The organism is Stenotrophomonas sp. 28608_Sma, from assembly GCF_056486185.1.
The window spans coordinates 606018-619654 of the sequence record NZ_CM151308.1; the positions used below are offsets into that span (position 1 = coordinate 606018).

At 67.1% G+C, this 13637-nt stretch carries 9 protein-coding genes; 5 read left to right on the forward strand and 4 right to left on the reverse strand.

Translation table 11 applies throughout. The features are described from left to right. Positions 1 to 91 precede the first annotated feature (91 nt). Complete coding sequence (locus tag ACZLHH_RS02730) at positions 92 to 811, forward strand: response regulator transcription factor (protein WP_012509950.1); 720 nt, start codon at positions 92 to 94, stop codon at positions 809 to 811. Continuing rightward, entirely contained in the window at positions 808 to 2277 is a 1470-nt protein-coding gene (locus tag ACZLHH_RS02735; RefSeq protein ID WP_049461658.1) for a sensor histidine kinase, read from the forward strand. The genes ACZLHH_RS02730 and ACZLHH_RS02735 overlap by 4 nt, the downstream gene beginning before the upstream one ends. Here the strand turns inward: ACZLHH_RS02735 and ACZLHH_RS02740 are convergent. Together ACZLHH_RS02740 and ACZLHH_RS02745 are read right to left on the reverse strand one after the other, a co-directional pair. Then, positions 2274 to 3620, reverse strand: a complete 1347-nt coding sequence (locus ACZLHH_RS02740) for an ATP-binding protein (protein WP_049461657.1) — start codon at positions 3618 to 3620, stop codon at positions 2274 to 2276. The genes ACZLHH_RS02735 and ACZLHH_RS02740 overlap by 4 nt on opposite strands. After that, the gene (locus ACZLHH_RS02745) at positions 3617 to 4306 is read right to left on the reverse strand and encodes a winged helix-turn-helix domain-containing protein (protein ID WP_049461656.1); all 690 of its coding nucleotides are present in this window, start codon (positions 4304 to 4306) and stop codon (positions 3617 to 3619) included. The genes ACZLHH_RS02740 and ACZLHH_RS02745 overlap by 4 nt, the downstream gene beginning before the upstream one ends. A gap of 350 nt (positions 4307 to 4656) precedes the next feature. Here ACZLHH_RS02745 and asnB point away from each other — a divergent pair, with 350 nt between their 5' ends. Then, the gene (asnB, locus tag ACZLHH_RS02750; protein ID WP_049461655.1) at positions 4657 to 6558 is read left to right on the forward strand and encodes an asparagine synthase (glutamine-hydrolyzing); all 1902 of its coding nucleotides are present in this window, start codon (positions 4657 to 4659) and stop codon (positions 6556 to 6558) included. A gap of 373 nt (positions 6559 to 6931) precedes the next feature. On the opposite strand, the gene ACZLHH_RS02755 is transcribed toward asnB, so the two are convergent. Beyond that, positions 6932 to 7279, reverse strand: a complete 348-nt coding sequence (locus tag ACZLHH_RS02755; protein ID WP_014035870.1) for a phasin family protein — start codon at positions 7277 to 7279, stop codon at positions 6932 to 6934. Between the two features lie 116 nt (positions 7280 to 7395). Further along, positions 7396 to 7758 carry a 6-carboxytetrahydropterin synthase QueD gene (gene queD, locus ACZLHH_RS02760; protein ID WP_005407953.1) on the reverse strand — a complete coding sequence of 121 codons (363 nt, stop codon included), beginning with the start codon at positions 7756 to 7758 and terminating at the stop codon, positions 7396 to 7398. 192 nt (positions 7759 to 7950) lie between these two features. Between queD and ACZLHH_RS02765 the strand changes: the two genes are divergently transcribed. Both ACZLHH_RS02765 and ACZLHH_RS02770 read left to right on the forward strand, forming a co-directional pair. Next, a complete protein-coding gene (locus ACZLHH_RS02765; protein ID WP_049461654.1) occupies positions 7951 to 10590 on the forward strand; it encodes a TonB-dependent receptor plug domain-containing protein in 2640 nt (879 codons plus the stop codon). Between the two features lie 74 nt (positions 10591 to 10664). Beyond that, a complete protein-coding gene (locus tag ACZLHH_RS02770; RefSeq protein ID WP_049461653.1) occupies positions 10665 to 13259 on the forward strand; it encodes a M14 family zinc carboxypeptidase in 2595 nt (864 codons plus the stop codon). Positions 13260 to 13637: the final 378 nt, after the last annotated feature.

The following is a 13637-nucleotide window of genomic DNA, read 5'->3' on the forward strand; positions in this document are numbered from 1 at the left end:
AATCCTCACGCAGGATTCAATTTTTCGTGAGGTATCGGCGGCCGTCCCGCGCCACAATGCAGCCAGCTTCCCCACTGGCTCCGAGCTGCCGATGTCGACCAAACGCGTGCTGATCGTCGAAGACGATGCCCACATCGCTGACCTGCTGCGCATGCACCTGGGCGATGAAGGCTATGACGTGGCCCACGCCGCCAGCGGTGACGGTGGCCTGCGCCTGCTGGAACAGGACGGCCCATGGGATGCGCTGGTGCTGGACGTGATGCTGCCCGGTGTCGACGGCCTGCAGGTGTGCCAGCGTGCACGCGCGATGGCGCGCTACGTGCCGATCATTATCATCAGCGCGCGCGGCAGTGAGACCCAGCGCATTGTCGGCCTGGAGCTGGGCGCGGACGACTACCTGGCAAAACCCTTCTCGATGCCGGAACTGGTGGCACGGGTGCGCGCCCTGCTGCGCCGCGCCGAGGCGATGGCACAGAGCGCACGCATCGATGCGGGCGCGATCGAGCTGGGCGGGCTGCAGCTGGATCCGGTCGCGCGCACCGCTTCGGTGGATGGCAATGCGCTGGAACTGACCCCGCGCGAGTTCGACCTGCTGCTGTTCTTCGCCCGCCACCCGGACCAGGTGTTCGCACGCATGGAACTGCTCAACCAGGTCTGGGGTTACCAGCACGATGGTTACGAGCATACGGTCAATACCCACATCAACCGCCTGCGCAGCAAGATCGAGCCGGACCCGGCCAACCCGCGGCGGCTGCTGACGGTGTGGGGCCGCGGCTACAAGCTGGTCGACCCGGCCGGGGCGGCGGCATGATCAAGCCCAATCTGTGGCAGAAGCTGGCGGCGGTGATCGCCGCGCTGATGCTGATGTGCTGCATGGCGTTGCTGGCACTGCAGATGCGCGCCAACACCCGCCATGAGCAGGAAGTGGTGCAGCGGCTGTCGCTGGGCCTGGCCGAACACATCGCCCAACGCAGCGAACTGATGGACACCAGCGGCATGCGCGATGCTGCGGTGCGTGCGCTGTTCGGCCAGCTGATGGCGGTCAATCCCAGCGTCGAGGTCTACCTGCTGGACGACCAAGGCCGCATTCTCGGCCACGACGCGCCCAGCGGCCATCTGGTGCGCAACAAGGTGGACGTGGCACCGCTACGCCGCCTGCTGTCGGGTGCGCCACTGCCGATCCTCGGCGATGACCCGCGCAGCGCCGATGGCCGCAAGGTGTTCAGTGCTGCACCGTTGATCGTGCAGGGCCGCCAGGCCGGTTATGTGTACGTGGTGCTGGTGGGCGAACACCGGCAGATGCTGGCCGACGACCTCGCGGCCGGCAGCCAGTGGAACACCACATGGTGGTCGGTGATGCTGGTCGGAAGCCTCGGCCTGCTGGCCGGGCTGGTGGCGTTCTACTGGGTGACGCGTCCGCTGCGGCGGCTGACCCGGCGCATCCAAGCCTTCGATATCGATGCGCCGACACCGTTGCCGCCGCCCGAACCGCTGCGCCCGGGCGAGCGCGACGAGCTGGTAATTCTCGAACATGCACATGCGCAGATGGCGCAGCGGCTGGGGGAGCAGTGGCAGCAGCTGCGCCAGCAGGACCTGCAGCGGCGCGAGCTGGTTGCCAACATCTCGCACGACCTGCGTACGCCGTTGTCGTCGCTGCATGGCTACCTGGAAACGCTGGCGCTGAAGGACGCCACGCTGTCACCGGACGAGCGCCGCCGCTACCTCGGTATCGCGCTGGCACAGAGCGCCAAGGTTGGCCGGCTGGCGCGCGCGCTGTTCGAGCTGGCGCGGCTGGAGCACGGTGAAGTGCGTCTGGAGTGGGAAGTGTTCGCGCTGCCGGAGCTGCTGCAGGACGTACTGCAGAAGTTCGAGCTGGCCGCGCAGGCGCGCAACCAGCGCCTGCACGCGGAATTTCCGCCCGGCCTGCCGCTGGTACGTGCCGACCTGGGCCTGGTCGAGCGGGTGCTGACCAACCTGCTCGACAATGCATTGCGGCACGCGCCGGAAGGTGGGCGGATCGAAGTGTGCCTGCGTGCGACCGCGGACAGCATCGAGGTGAGCGTGGCCGATGATGGTCCCGGTGTGGCAGCGGCGCTGCGCGCACAGTTGTTCCAGGCGCCGGCCGCACTGGGCGCACGGCGTGGCGAGAACGGTGGCCTCGGCCTGTTGATCGTGCAGCGTATCGTGCAGCTGCATGGCCGCCGCATCGAACTGCGCGACAGTGAGCGTGGCGCGCTGTTCGTGTTCGCGTTGCCGCGCGCGGAGCCGGCGGCCTAGCAGGCCGCCTCGCTCACCACGGCACCGCCGCTTTCCAGAGGCAGGTGCAGGCGGATGCAGGCACCGCCCAGTTCGGAGTCGGTCACTTCAACGTGGCCGCCATGCTTGTCGGCCACCACCTGCACCAGTGCCAGGCCGAGACCGAAACCGGGGCTGCCCGGGTCCAGCCGCACATAGGGTTGCAGCACCTGGCCGCGCAGTTCGGGCGCAATGCCGGGGCCGTCGTCCTCCACCTGCAGGCACAGCCAGCCATCGTTGACCGTGCTGGCGATGCGGATCTGCCGCCGCGCATAGCGCAAGGCATTGCCGAGCAGATTGCGCAGCGCCAGTTCCAGCATATGCCGGTTGACGTTGACCAGGCCTGCTGGCGACAGCGCCTGCTGTACCGGCAGCGGCAGCGGTGCGAACTGGGCCACCACGCCACGGACCAGCGCGGCCAGCTGCAGGCGCTGGCGGGTCAGCTGATGGCAGCGGCCCAGCGCGGCGTACTCGACGCCGGCATCGGTGAGGTGCTGCAGGCGATCGACGTCGGTGCGCAGGCCACCCAGCGCATCGCGTTGTATCTCGTCCAGCGCGGTGTCCTCCAGGTCGGCCAGGCCGAAGCGCATCCGCGCCAACGGCGTGCGGACTTCGTGCGCCACCGCCTGCGCCAGCACGCGCTGGCTTTCCAGCAGCTGCTGCAGCTGCTCGGCCATGTGGTTGAAGGCATTGGCCAGCGGCCGCACCAGCGCGGTGCCGGCGCGCGGCGCACGCGTGTCCAGCTGACCATCGCGCATCTGCCGGGCGGCCTGGGCCAGCTGCGAGACGTCGCGCCACAGGCGGTAGACCATCACGTACATCGGCAGCGCCACGGCCACCATCAGGATCAGCAGCAGGATCGCCACGCCGGACACTTCGCTGTCCTGCCAGCCTTCCTCAGGCAACGCTTCATCCAGTGGCCCCAGCATCACGGCATAGTTGCTGTCGCCGATCCGCTGCAGGCTGCGCATGTGTTCCAGGTCGATCTGCACACGGCCGTTGTTGAACGGCGGTCGCTGGCTGGCCGACAGCGCCTTCTCCGCCTCGGCCAGCGGCACCATTCGCAGGGCATAGGCGAAGTCGGCGTCGAGCCCTCGTGCCAGCGCCGGCCACTGGTCACGTGGTGTTTCCGCGAAGCGTTGCTGCAGCAGCGCATGGGTGCCACGCATCTCGGCCAGCAGGCTGGCTTCGGTGCGGTCTTCCAGCAGCGCATCCCAGGCCCACAGGCCCAGCACGATCAGCAGCAGGTGGGCGACCAGGAAGCCGATGCCGTAGCGCAGGAAGTGGAAGGCGTGGCCGCGCATCGCCGAGTGCGTGCGCTTCATCCCCATGCCGAGCGGCTGAACAGGTAGCCGCGTCCACGGACGGTCTTGATCCGCTCCGGTTGTTCAGGGTTGTCGCCCAGCTTGCGGCGCAGGCGCGAGATGCGCGCATCGATCGAACGGTCCAGGCCGTCAAAGGCGATGCCACGCAGGCCGCGCAGCAGCGCATCGCGGTCCAGGATCTGGCCGGCGTTGCTGGCCAGCAGGAACAGCAGGTCGAACTCGGCCGTGGTCAGCTCCAGCAGGCCGCCCTGCAGGTGCACGTTGCGGGTGGACGGGTCGATGTTCAGCTCGCCGAAGCGCAGGCTGCCGTCGCGCGGTTCGACCCGGCGGTGGCGGCGCAGATGGGCACGCAGGCGGGCGAGCAGCACCCGCGGTTCGATGGGTTTACCGATGTAATCGTCGGCCCCCAGCTCCAGTCCCAGCACCTGGTCAATGTTGTCGGTGCGGGCGGTCAGCACACAGATGATGCCGTCATAGTGGGGCCGGATCTGCCGACACACTTCGAAACCATCCTGGTCGGGCAGGCCGACATCGAGCAGGACCAGGGCCGGCTTCTCGGCCAGGATCCGGGCCACCGCGCGCTCGCCACTGCGCTCATGGGCCACCTGGTAGCCATGCCGCCGCAGATAGTCGCTGACCATCGTACCCAGGCGGGCATCGTCTTCAACCAGTACGATATCCAGCATTTTCAAGGCCTCCGTGGGCGCAAACGTACCGCCACGGCACGAGCGCGGCGATGCTATCCCAGCCTGCGGGCCGCCCGGGTCCCGGGGGCGGGCGCCATTCAGCCGGGGTTGCTGGCGCTCGGGCCGGGCCTCAGGCCTGGCAACAACTTGGCGCCCAGCATAGCTTGTTGCCGTTACAAAACGTTACCTTCGTGATACGTCTGGTGACCATCGCTGACAGCAAAGCGACTGACGCGGGGCAGGTGGGGCGCCGAGCATGGAGTCTCCTCCGCTCCGCGTGCCGTTCCCATGTCGCTCGCCGCCCCCTGCCTGCTGAACCCGTCCCGCCGCTGCCGCTACGGAGGTGCCCGATGAGCGGCGTGGTCGGGGCCTGGTTGCCGCCCGCCGAGGACGAACACCTGCTGCAGCAGCTGGCGCCGATGCTGCGCGCCCTGCAGCAGCGTGGCCGGGGCCGCATCGGTTACTGGACCGACGCCGAGGCCGGTCTGGCGCTGGGTCACTGCCGGGCGCCGACCGACACTCCGCTGCAGCCACTGAGCTCGGACTGTGGCCGTTACGTGCTGTGCCTGGACGGCCGCCTGTACAACCGCGCCGACCTGCAGGCGCAGCTGCGCGAGCTGCCACGCAGCTGCAGTGACGCCCGGCTGCTGCTGCAGGCGATCGTTGAATGGGGCGTAGAGCGGGCGCTGTCGCGTATCGAAGGCGCGTTCGGTTTCAGTGTTTGGGACCGCGAATCGCGTGAGTTGTGGCTGGCGCGTGATCCGGTTGGCGAGCGGCCGCTGTATTACGGCTGGTTCCAGGGCCAGTTCCTGTTCGCCTCGGAAATGAAGGCGCTGCAGGCCTTCGCCGGTTTCGCGCCGAGCATCGACCAGGATGCGCTGAGCCTGCTGCTGCGCCACGACTATGTGCCGGCGCCGCACACCATCTACCGGGGCATCCACAAGCTGGTGGCCGGCGCGGTGCTGCGCGTCGATCTGGATGACCACGCTGCCGGCGGTTCCAGCCAGGCGGCGGAAGGGGGCGCGCGCTACTGGTGCGCACGCGATGCGATGCAGAGTGCGCTGCAGGAACCCCTGCAGCCGGCGCCGAGCCTGGAACAGGCCACCGACCAGCTGGAAGTGGTGTTGCAGAAGGCGATCGCGGCACGCATGCATTCGCCGCTGGCCTGCGGTGCGTTCCTGTCCGGCGGCACCGACTCGTCGCTGGTGACCGCGATGATGCAGGCGCAGTCGACGCTGCCGATCGAGGCCTGGACGGTCGGCTTCGACGATCCCGGCCACGACGAAAGCGATTGGGCCTCGCAGGTCGCTCGCCACCTGGGTGTGCAGCACCATCTGCACCGGATGGATGCGCGCCAGGGCCTGGACCTGCTGCAGCGCCTGCCGCAGGTCTGGTGCGAACCGTTCGCCGATGCCTCGCAGCTGCCGACCCTGCTGGCCAGTGAACTGCTGGGCGCGCGCAAGCCGGTGGCGCTGACCGGCGACGGTGGCGATGAACTGTTCTTCGGTCATCCCAGCTATGGCCGGGCGCTGCGCAATGCACGCCTCTGTGGTGGCTTGCCGGACTGGGTGCGTGATCTGGCGCGGCGCAGTGGCAACCGCATGAACGTCGAGCGTGGCCGCCTCGGCGGCTGGCGTGCGCTGGTGGCCGAGGTTGCCGCCAACGATGTGGAAGGGCATTACCTGCAACGTGTCACCCGCTGGCGGCAGCCGGCGCAGGTGGTGCTGGGCGCACGTGAGCCGATGACGATCTTCCAGCAGCAGGACTCTGCGCTGCCGGCCGAGGCGCGCATCCAGCTGTTGGATTTCCGCATGGATCTGGCCGAGGGCATCCTCGCCAAGGTCGACCGTGCCGGCATGGCGGCGGGCGTGGAGACGCGTGCGCCGCTGCTGGACATGGAGGTGGTGCGTCTGGCCTGGCGCCTGCCGCAGCACCTGAAGTACCACGATGGTGAGCACAAGCGGATCCTCAAGCACCTGCTGGCGCGCTACCTGCCGGAACCGCTGGTGTACCGTCCCAAGCGCGGCTTCGGCCCGCCGATGGCGCGTTGGCTGGCGGGCCCGCTGCGCGATTGGGCGGAGGCGCTGCTGGATCCGCAGCTGCTGCGCAACCAGGGCTGCTTCGATGTGGCACGCGTGCGCGGTATCTGGGAGGCGTTCCTGCGTGGCGAGCGCAAGTGGCACACGCACCTGTGGAACGTGCTGATGTTCCAGGCGTGGCACCAGCATTGGCACGGTGGTCGCGGGCGCTGAGCCGTTTCTGCATTGCGTGCAGCGGATTGAATCAGCGTGGCGCGGGGCGGAGGCCCTTGCGTACGAATGTCCTCCGGCGCCTAGTTGAAAGGCGCCACGAGCGCTGCGCTTTACCTGCCGTAAGCCGAGCCTCGTCGGGGCGGGCAGGGGTCTGGGCAAAGTAAAGGAGGAGGTGACGGCCAACGGCCGGCGCCGGGGGACATTTGCCCAGGCCCCTGCCTGCCCCGGCGGGGCCCCTCAGCTCGCAGGGAATCCAGGCGAAGAAGCGCTCTTCAATCCAAACGCCAGGTAAAAAAAGACCCGGCAGAGGGAGGGATCTGCCGGGTCCGGATTGCGTGGGGGGAGGGACCCACGCAATGAGCGTTGCGTCGCGTCAGTGGTTGTTCGCGTCCGCCGTTGATTCGTTGTAGCCCTGCACCAGTTCGGACCAGGCCTTGCTGGCCTGCAGGCCGAGACCAACCACGTCCTGCTGGGCCTGGCCCAGCCGCTGCAGGTTGTCCTGCCACAGCTGCGCACCCTTGGAGAGCGTCCCGGCCGCATCCTCGCCGCGGGCCAGTTCACCCAGCCAGCCGCCGGTCGCGGTCAGGTTGCGCTCCATCACCTTCAGCTGCACGCCGAACATGCTTTCCGCGTTCTCCAACGCCAACCGGTTCGCACGCGTTGCCGCGGCGGCGAGCTGGCGGGTGGCATCACTGAAGCGATCGCTGAAGGCGGCGGCCATGGGGCATCAGGGAGTGGCTTGATGCAATGCAGCATACGCCCTTGATGCGGCAATGCAACAAAAATAACAAAGGCGCCCGAGGCGCCTTTGAAACACCTTTCAGATCAATGGGTTGATCAGGCAGTGGGGCCACGGTAGCGGCACCCCGACGTGCAGGTTTCGTGCACGGTGATCTCGCTCAGCGCCGGCAGGCTCGGCTTGAGCTCGTTCCAGATCCACACCGCCAGGTTCTCGCTGGTCGGGTTCTCCAGGCCGGGGATGTCATTGAGGTAGTGATGGTCCAGGCGGTCGTAGATCGGCTGGAAGGCCGCCTTCACGTCGCCGAAATCCATGATCCAGCCGGTCTGCGCGCCAGGCTCGCCCTCGACCTTCAGTTCCACCCGGAACGAGTGGCCGTGCAGGCGCGCGCACTTGTGCCCCGGCGGCACGTTGGGGAGGCGGTGCGCCGCCTCGAGCATGAAGACTTTGAAGATTTCCATGACGCGATTGTACGCCGCAGATGGCCGGCCAGCCTGAGCGGATGTTGGACTTTCGTGAAGCAACTCTTTCCATCCGGATGAAGAGATGATAGTTTCTCTTATATCCGTATGAAGAGATGTTATTGGCCGGACCCCGGCCAAGCATGGACTACTGCGGAACTTCGTCGCCCTTACCACCTCCCCCACATCGTCATGCCCAAGCACACCCTGCTCGTGGCGGCCCTGGCCGTCGCTCTGGCCGCGCCTTTGTCCGCCGCCGCCGAAACCTCCGCCGACGCCAGTGGCGAAGCCAGCACCCTGGCTGCCGTGCGCGTCACCGGTTCCAACATCAAGCGCACCGATACCGAGGCCTCCAACCCGGTGCAGGTGATCGGCCGCCAGCAGCTGGAACAGACCGGCAAGGCCACCGTGGCCGATGTGCTGCGCTCGATCTCGGCGAACACCGGCAACGCCAGCAACGAAACCACCAACAACGGCTGGGCCTCCGGCTCGGCCGGCATCGGCCTGCGTGGCCTGTCGCAGAAGAACACGCTGGTGCTGCTCAATGGCCGTCGCCTGGCCAACTACGGCTTCCCGGCCGGTGGCCTGTCCGACACCTTTGTCGATCTCAACGCGCTTCCGCTGGTCGCGGTCGAACGCATCGAAGTGCTCAAGGATGGCGCCTCGGCGGTCTACGGCTCCGACGCCGTGGCCGGTGTGGTCAACATCATCACCCGGCAGAACTTCGAAGGCGCCGAGATCGGCGGCAGCTTCGGCGGCGCCGACCAGGGCGGCCTGCACGAGCAGAACCTGAAGTTCGTCGGCGGCCTCGGTGATCTCGATACCGATGGCTACAACATCCTCTTCAGCCTGCAGGGCTACAACCGCGAGCGCCTGGACCAGGACGAACGCAACCTGACCAAGAGCGGCATCTACACCGACAAGCCCGGTGGCCGCTGGAACGGCTGGTCGGCCAAGGGCGCGCGCTATCTGGTCAACGGTGTGTCGGTGCCGATGCTCGATGCCAGCGGCAACTGCCCGGCCGGTACTACCCGCGTCGCCAGCGCACCGATCGACGGCCTGGCCGGTGATACCTGCGGCTTCAACCAGGCGCCGTTCACCACGCTGATTCCCTCGACCAAGCGCTACCAGGCCTATGCCAACGGTACCTTCCGCCTGAACGACAACGTCGAAGCCTTCGGCGAAGTGCTGTACAGCCAGATCAAGAGCACCGCGTGGTTCGGCAGCAGCCCGTTCTTCACCCTGGAGAGCGGCCGCTTCGCACTGAACGCGGACAGTGGCCTGGCCGAGCCGGTGTCGTCGCTGCTGCCGGCCAACAATCCGTACAACCCGTACGGCCGTGCGATCCCGATCGAATACACCTTCTTCGACCTGGGCGGCACGCTCAAGACCAACCGCTCCACCGCTTACCGCGGCGTGTTCGGCCTGCGTGGCACCACCGCGAAGTGGGACTGGGAAGTGGCCGCGTTCGGCGCGCGCAGCAGCGAGCGTGAGAGTGTCTCTGGCGGTTTCGCCAACCGCTGGGCGCTGGCCGATGCGCTGGCAACGGGCAGCTACAACCTGCTGAACCCGGCCGCCACCCCGCAGTCGGTGCGCGACTCGATCAACATCGCCACGCTGCGTCCGGCCGAGTCCAAGCTGCAGGGCATCGATGCGAAGATTTCCGGCAGCCTGGGCCATACCTGGGCCGGCGAGATCGGCTTCGCCGCCGGTGCCGAGTGGCGCCGCGAGAAGCTCGATTCCAACAACCCGTGGCAGATCGACGCAGGCCTGCAGGTGCGCCCGGCCATCGCCGAAGTGCACGGCAAGCGCCAGGTCAGTGCGGCCTACGCCGAAGTGAACGTGCCGCTGGCATCGACGCTGGAGCTGTCCGCTGCCGCGCGCGCCGATCACTACGATGATTTCGGCGATGCGTTCTCGCCGAAGATCGGCCTGCGCTGGCAGCCGCTCGACTTCCTGCTGGTGCGTGCCTCGGCCTCGAAGGGCTTCCGTGCGCCGTCGCTGTCGGAGAACTCCAACAGCACCAGCATCGCCTACGGCAGCGTGGTCGATCCGCGTGACCCGGACGTGCCGGGCTCGCGTCAGAACCCCACCTTCTTCACCGTCGGCAACAACGAACTGAAGCCCGAGCGCACCAAGAGCGTGAACTTCGGCGTGGTGCTGTCGCCGTGGGCCAACACCAACCTGAGCGTGGACTACTACCGCATCCAGCTGGACAACCTGGTCGGCACCAACAACACCCAGACCCTGGTCAACGACAACGTGGCCGGCGCCGTGCAGCGCGATGAGCGCGGCAAGCTGCAGGCGGTCTACAACCGCTACCAGAACCTGAGCGAGCTGAAGACCTCGGGCATCGACGTCGAGCTGCGCCAGCGCATCCCGACCGCTGCGCTGGGTGACTTCACCGTGTCCTCGGCCTACACCCACGTGCGCGACTACCGTCGCCCGACCGTGGTCGGCGGCCCACTGGTGGACTACGCCGGCAGCAACCTGGGCGCAACCCTGCCCAAGGACAAGGCCACCACCACGCTGGACTGGAAGTACGGCGACTTCAACGCAGCCGTGACCTGGTACTACACCAGCAGCTACCGCCAGGAAGCCAGTACCGCCGCCAAGGCCGTGCAGCAGCGTGTCGGCAGCTACAGCCAGTACGACCTGTACCTGGCTTACACCGGCATCGACAAGCTGACCGTGTACGCCAAGGTGCAGAACCTGGCCGACAAGACGCCGCCGTACGACGCCTCGTTCCCGGGCATCCGCGCGCCGTACGACTTCAGCCAGTACGACCTGCGTGGCCGCTACTTCACGCTGGGCTTCGATTACCGCTTCTGATCCATCCGCCGCGGCCGGTCACCTGAAGGGACCGGCCGCGCGACTGTCTGCCGTTGTGTTCCAGGGGAGTCATCGTGTCCTTGCATCGCCGTGCCGTTCTTCCGTTGCTGCTTGCCGCCGCCACCGCACTGTCCTCGCCGCAGCCGGCGCAGGCACAGAGCGCGTACTTCTTCCCGCAGGTGACCGACGCAGCGGCGTTCGATGCAGCGGTGCCCACGCCGGAGCAGTTCCTCGGCTACCCGATCGGCAGCCGTTACACCCGGCACGACCAGCTGGTGGCGTACTTCCAGGAACTTGCGAAACGCTCGGACAAGATCAGCGTGCGCGAGATCGGCCGCAGCTATGAAGGTCGCCCGCTGCTGATCGCCACCGTCACTGCTGCAGGCAACCACGCGCGGCTGGAACAGATCCGCCAGCAGCACGCGACCCTGGCCGATCCGGCGCAGCCGCGCAGCGCCGCCGGTGACAGCCCGGTGGTGGTGTGGCTGGGCTACAGCGTGCATGGCAACGAGACCTCCAGTGCCGAAGCGGCGATGCTGACGGCGTACTACCTGGTGGCCAACCGCAGCGCCGAAACCCAGCAGTGGCTGCAGCAGGCGGTGGTGCTGTTCGACCCGGCGCAGAACCCGGATGGCCGTGATCGTGCCGCCAACTGGCACAACGCCTGGGCCTCTGATCCGGCCTCGGCCGACCCGGCCGACAAGGAACACGTTGAGCCGTTCCCGCAGGGCCGCACCAACCACTACTTCACCGATCTCAACCGCGACTGGCTGGCCCTGACCCAGCAGGACTCGCGGCCGAAGGTGGAGGTGTTCCACCAGTGGTACCCGAACGTGCAGATTGATTTCCACGAGATGGGCAAGGACAGCACCTATTACTTCGAACCGTCGCCGAAGAGCATGCACAGCCCGCTGATTCCAGCGGCGTCGTATGAATTCAACAAGACCCTGGCCAAGTACCACGCGCAGGCGTTGGATGCGCTGGGCTCGCTGTACTACACCGGCGAGAACTTCGACAACTTCTCGCCGGTGTACGGCTCGACCTATCCTGATTTCCACGGTGCCGTCGGCGTTACCGTCGAGCAGGCCAGCTCGCGCGGCCGCGTGCAGGAATCGGTGAACGGCCTGCTGACCTTCCCGTTCACCATCCGCAACCAGGTGGCTACCGGGCTGGGCACGGTGCGCGGCGCGGTAGCCGAGCGCAGCGGCCTGTTCGACCTGCAGAAGCAGTTCTTCCAGAGCGCGTTGAAGCAGGCCGCACAGCAGCCGGTGAAGAGCTTCGTATTCGGCGATGCGCATGACCCCGCATTGACCCGTCGTTTGCTGGAACTGTTGCTGCTGCATCGCATCGAGGTGCGCGCGCTGGAACGTGACGTCAGTGTCGATGGCCAGCGCTTCGATGCCGGCAGCGCCTACGTGGTGCCGGTGCAGCAGGCGCAGTTCCGCCTGGTGCATTCGATCTTTGCCGAGACGCCGCCGATCAAGGGCGATGTGTTCTACGGCAGCACCAGCTACGCGATTGCACCGGCCTACGGTGTGGCCTTCGCCGGTAGCCGCAGCCGCATCGACGGCGGCGCACGCGTGGCGGCGCTGCCGGCGGAGCAGAGCACCCTGCTGGGCGGCCAGGCAGGATTCGCCTACGCGATCGACTGGCGCGACTACAATGCCGGGCGCGCGCTGGCCGCGCTGCAGGGCAAGGGCGTGAATGCACGCGCGGCATTCCAGCCGTTCACCACCGCGACCACGCAGGGCGAGGTCAACTTCGCCGCCGGCAGCCTGGTGATTCCGGTGGCCGGGCAATCACTGCAGGGCACGGCGTTGCTTGAAGCCGTGACGTCTGCCGCGCGTGCTGCCGGTGTGCAGGTGCACGCGCTGTCCAGCGGCCGCAGCCGTAAGGGCATCGACCTCGGCAGTGATGGCGTCAAAGCGCTGCGCAAACCTGCGGTTGCGCTGGTGATGGGCGAGGGCGTGGCCGCCACCGAGATCGGCTCGGCCTGGTTCCTGTTGGACCAGCAGCTGCGGTTGCCCGCCAGCAAGCTGGATCCGCAGCAGCTGGGCAAAGCACCGCTGGATCGTTACACCACCATCGTGCTGTCCGGTGGAACCTACACAGGCATCGATGCCACGGCGGTGGCTGCACTGAAGCGCTGGGTGCAGGCCGGTGGTTCACTGGTTACCTATGGCAGTGCCTCGAAGTGGGCGATCGAACAGAAGCTCGCCGACGGCGAGAAGCTTGGCAAGGAAGAAGAGACCGCGGACGAGAGCCGCCGTGCGTTCGGCGACCAGCGCGACATCGCCGCGATCGAGCGGGTCAGCGGCAACATCCTCAGTGCCGACGTGGATACCAGCCATCCGCTGGCGTTTGGCGTGCCACGCCGGCAGCTGGCGATCAACAAGGAAAACACGGTGACGCTGCAGCCAAGCGCTAACCCGTTCTCGACGGTGGTACGCATCGACACGCCGCCGCGGGTGAATGGCTATCTGTCCGAGCGCAATCGCACGCGGGTGGCGGGCAGCGCGTGGCTGCTGGTGTCGGCGCAGGGGCAGGGCAACGTGGTGCTGTTCGCCGATGATCCGGCGCATCGCAAGTACTGGCACGGGACGGATCGACTGCTGATCAACGCGATCTTCTTCGGGAATCTGGTGAATCCGAGTAAAGCGCGGGGTTGAGGCTTTGCGCGCCTCGATTGATGCGTGTGGGGGGGAGGCCGGGCGGGCTGCGCAGGACACGCTGTAAATACGTCCATGTAAGCTCGATCGGCGCATCCATGCGCCTCACGGTCCTGCGCAGCCCGCCCGGCCTCCCCTCGACAGTTTCCTGCGGGCGCGGACGCATCGAACCCCAAGGCGGGAGCAAGGGCGAAAGCAAAAGCAGAACCAGGAATTGCGACTTCGGCTTTTGCCTTTGAATTTGAATTTGAATTTGATCTTTCTTCTCCCGGCTACCCGGCGGGAGAAGAAGGTGCAGGCAATGCTTGAAGCGGATGGGCATGGGGGCAGCGCAGAACCGTTGGCGCCATGGATGGCGCCATCGAGCTTACATGGACG

Coding starts and splice junctions, on each gene's coding strand:
- asnB (WP_049461655.1), top strand. CDS start 4,657: ATGAGCGGCGTGGTCGGGGCCTGGTTGCCGCCCGCCGAGGACGAACAC.
- ACZLHH_RS02730 (WP_012509950.1), top strand. CDS start 92: ATGTCGACCAAACGCGTGCTGATCGTCGAAGACGATGCCCACATCGCT.
- ACZLHH_RS02765 (WP_049461654.1), top strand. CDS start 7,951: ATGCCCAAGCACACCCTGCTCGTGGCGGCCCTGGCCGTCGCTCTGGCC.
- ACZLHH_RS02745 (WP_049461656.1), bottom strand. CDS start 4,306: ATGCTGGATATCGTACTGGTTGAAGACGATGCCCGCCTGGGTACGATG.
- ACZLHH_RS02735 (WP_049461658.1), top strand. CDS start 808: ATGATCAAGCCCAATCTGTGGCAGAAGCTGGCGGCGGTGATCGCCGCG.
- queD (WP_005407953.1), bottom strand. CDS start 7,758: ATGGAAATCTTCAAAGTCTTCATGCTCGAGGCGGCGCACCGCCTCCCC.
- ACZLHH_RS02755 (WP_014035870.1), bottom strand. CDS start 7,279: ATGGCCGCCGCCTTCAGCGATCGCTTCAGTGATGCCACCCGCCAGCTC.
- ACZLHH_RS02740 (WP_049461657.1), bottom strand. CDS start 3,620: ATGAAGCGCACGCACTCGGCGATGCGCGGCCACGCCTTCCACTTCCTG.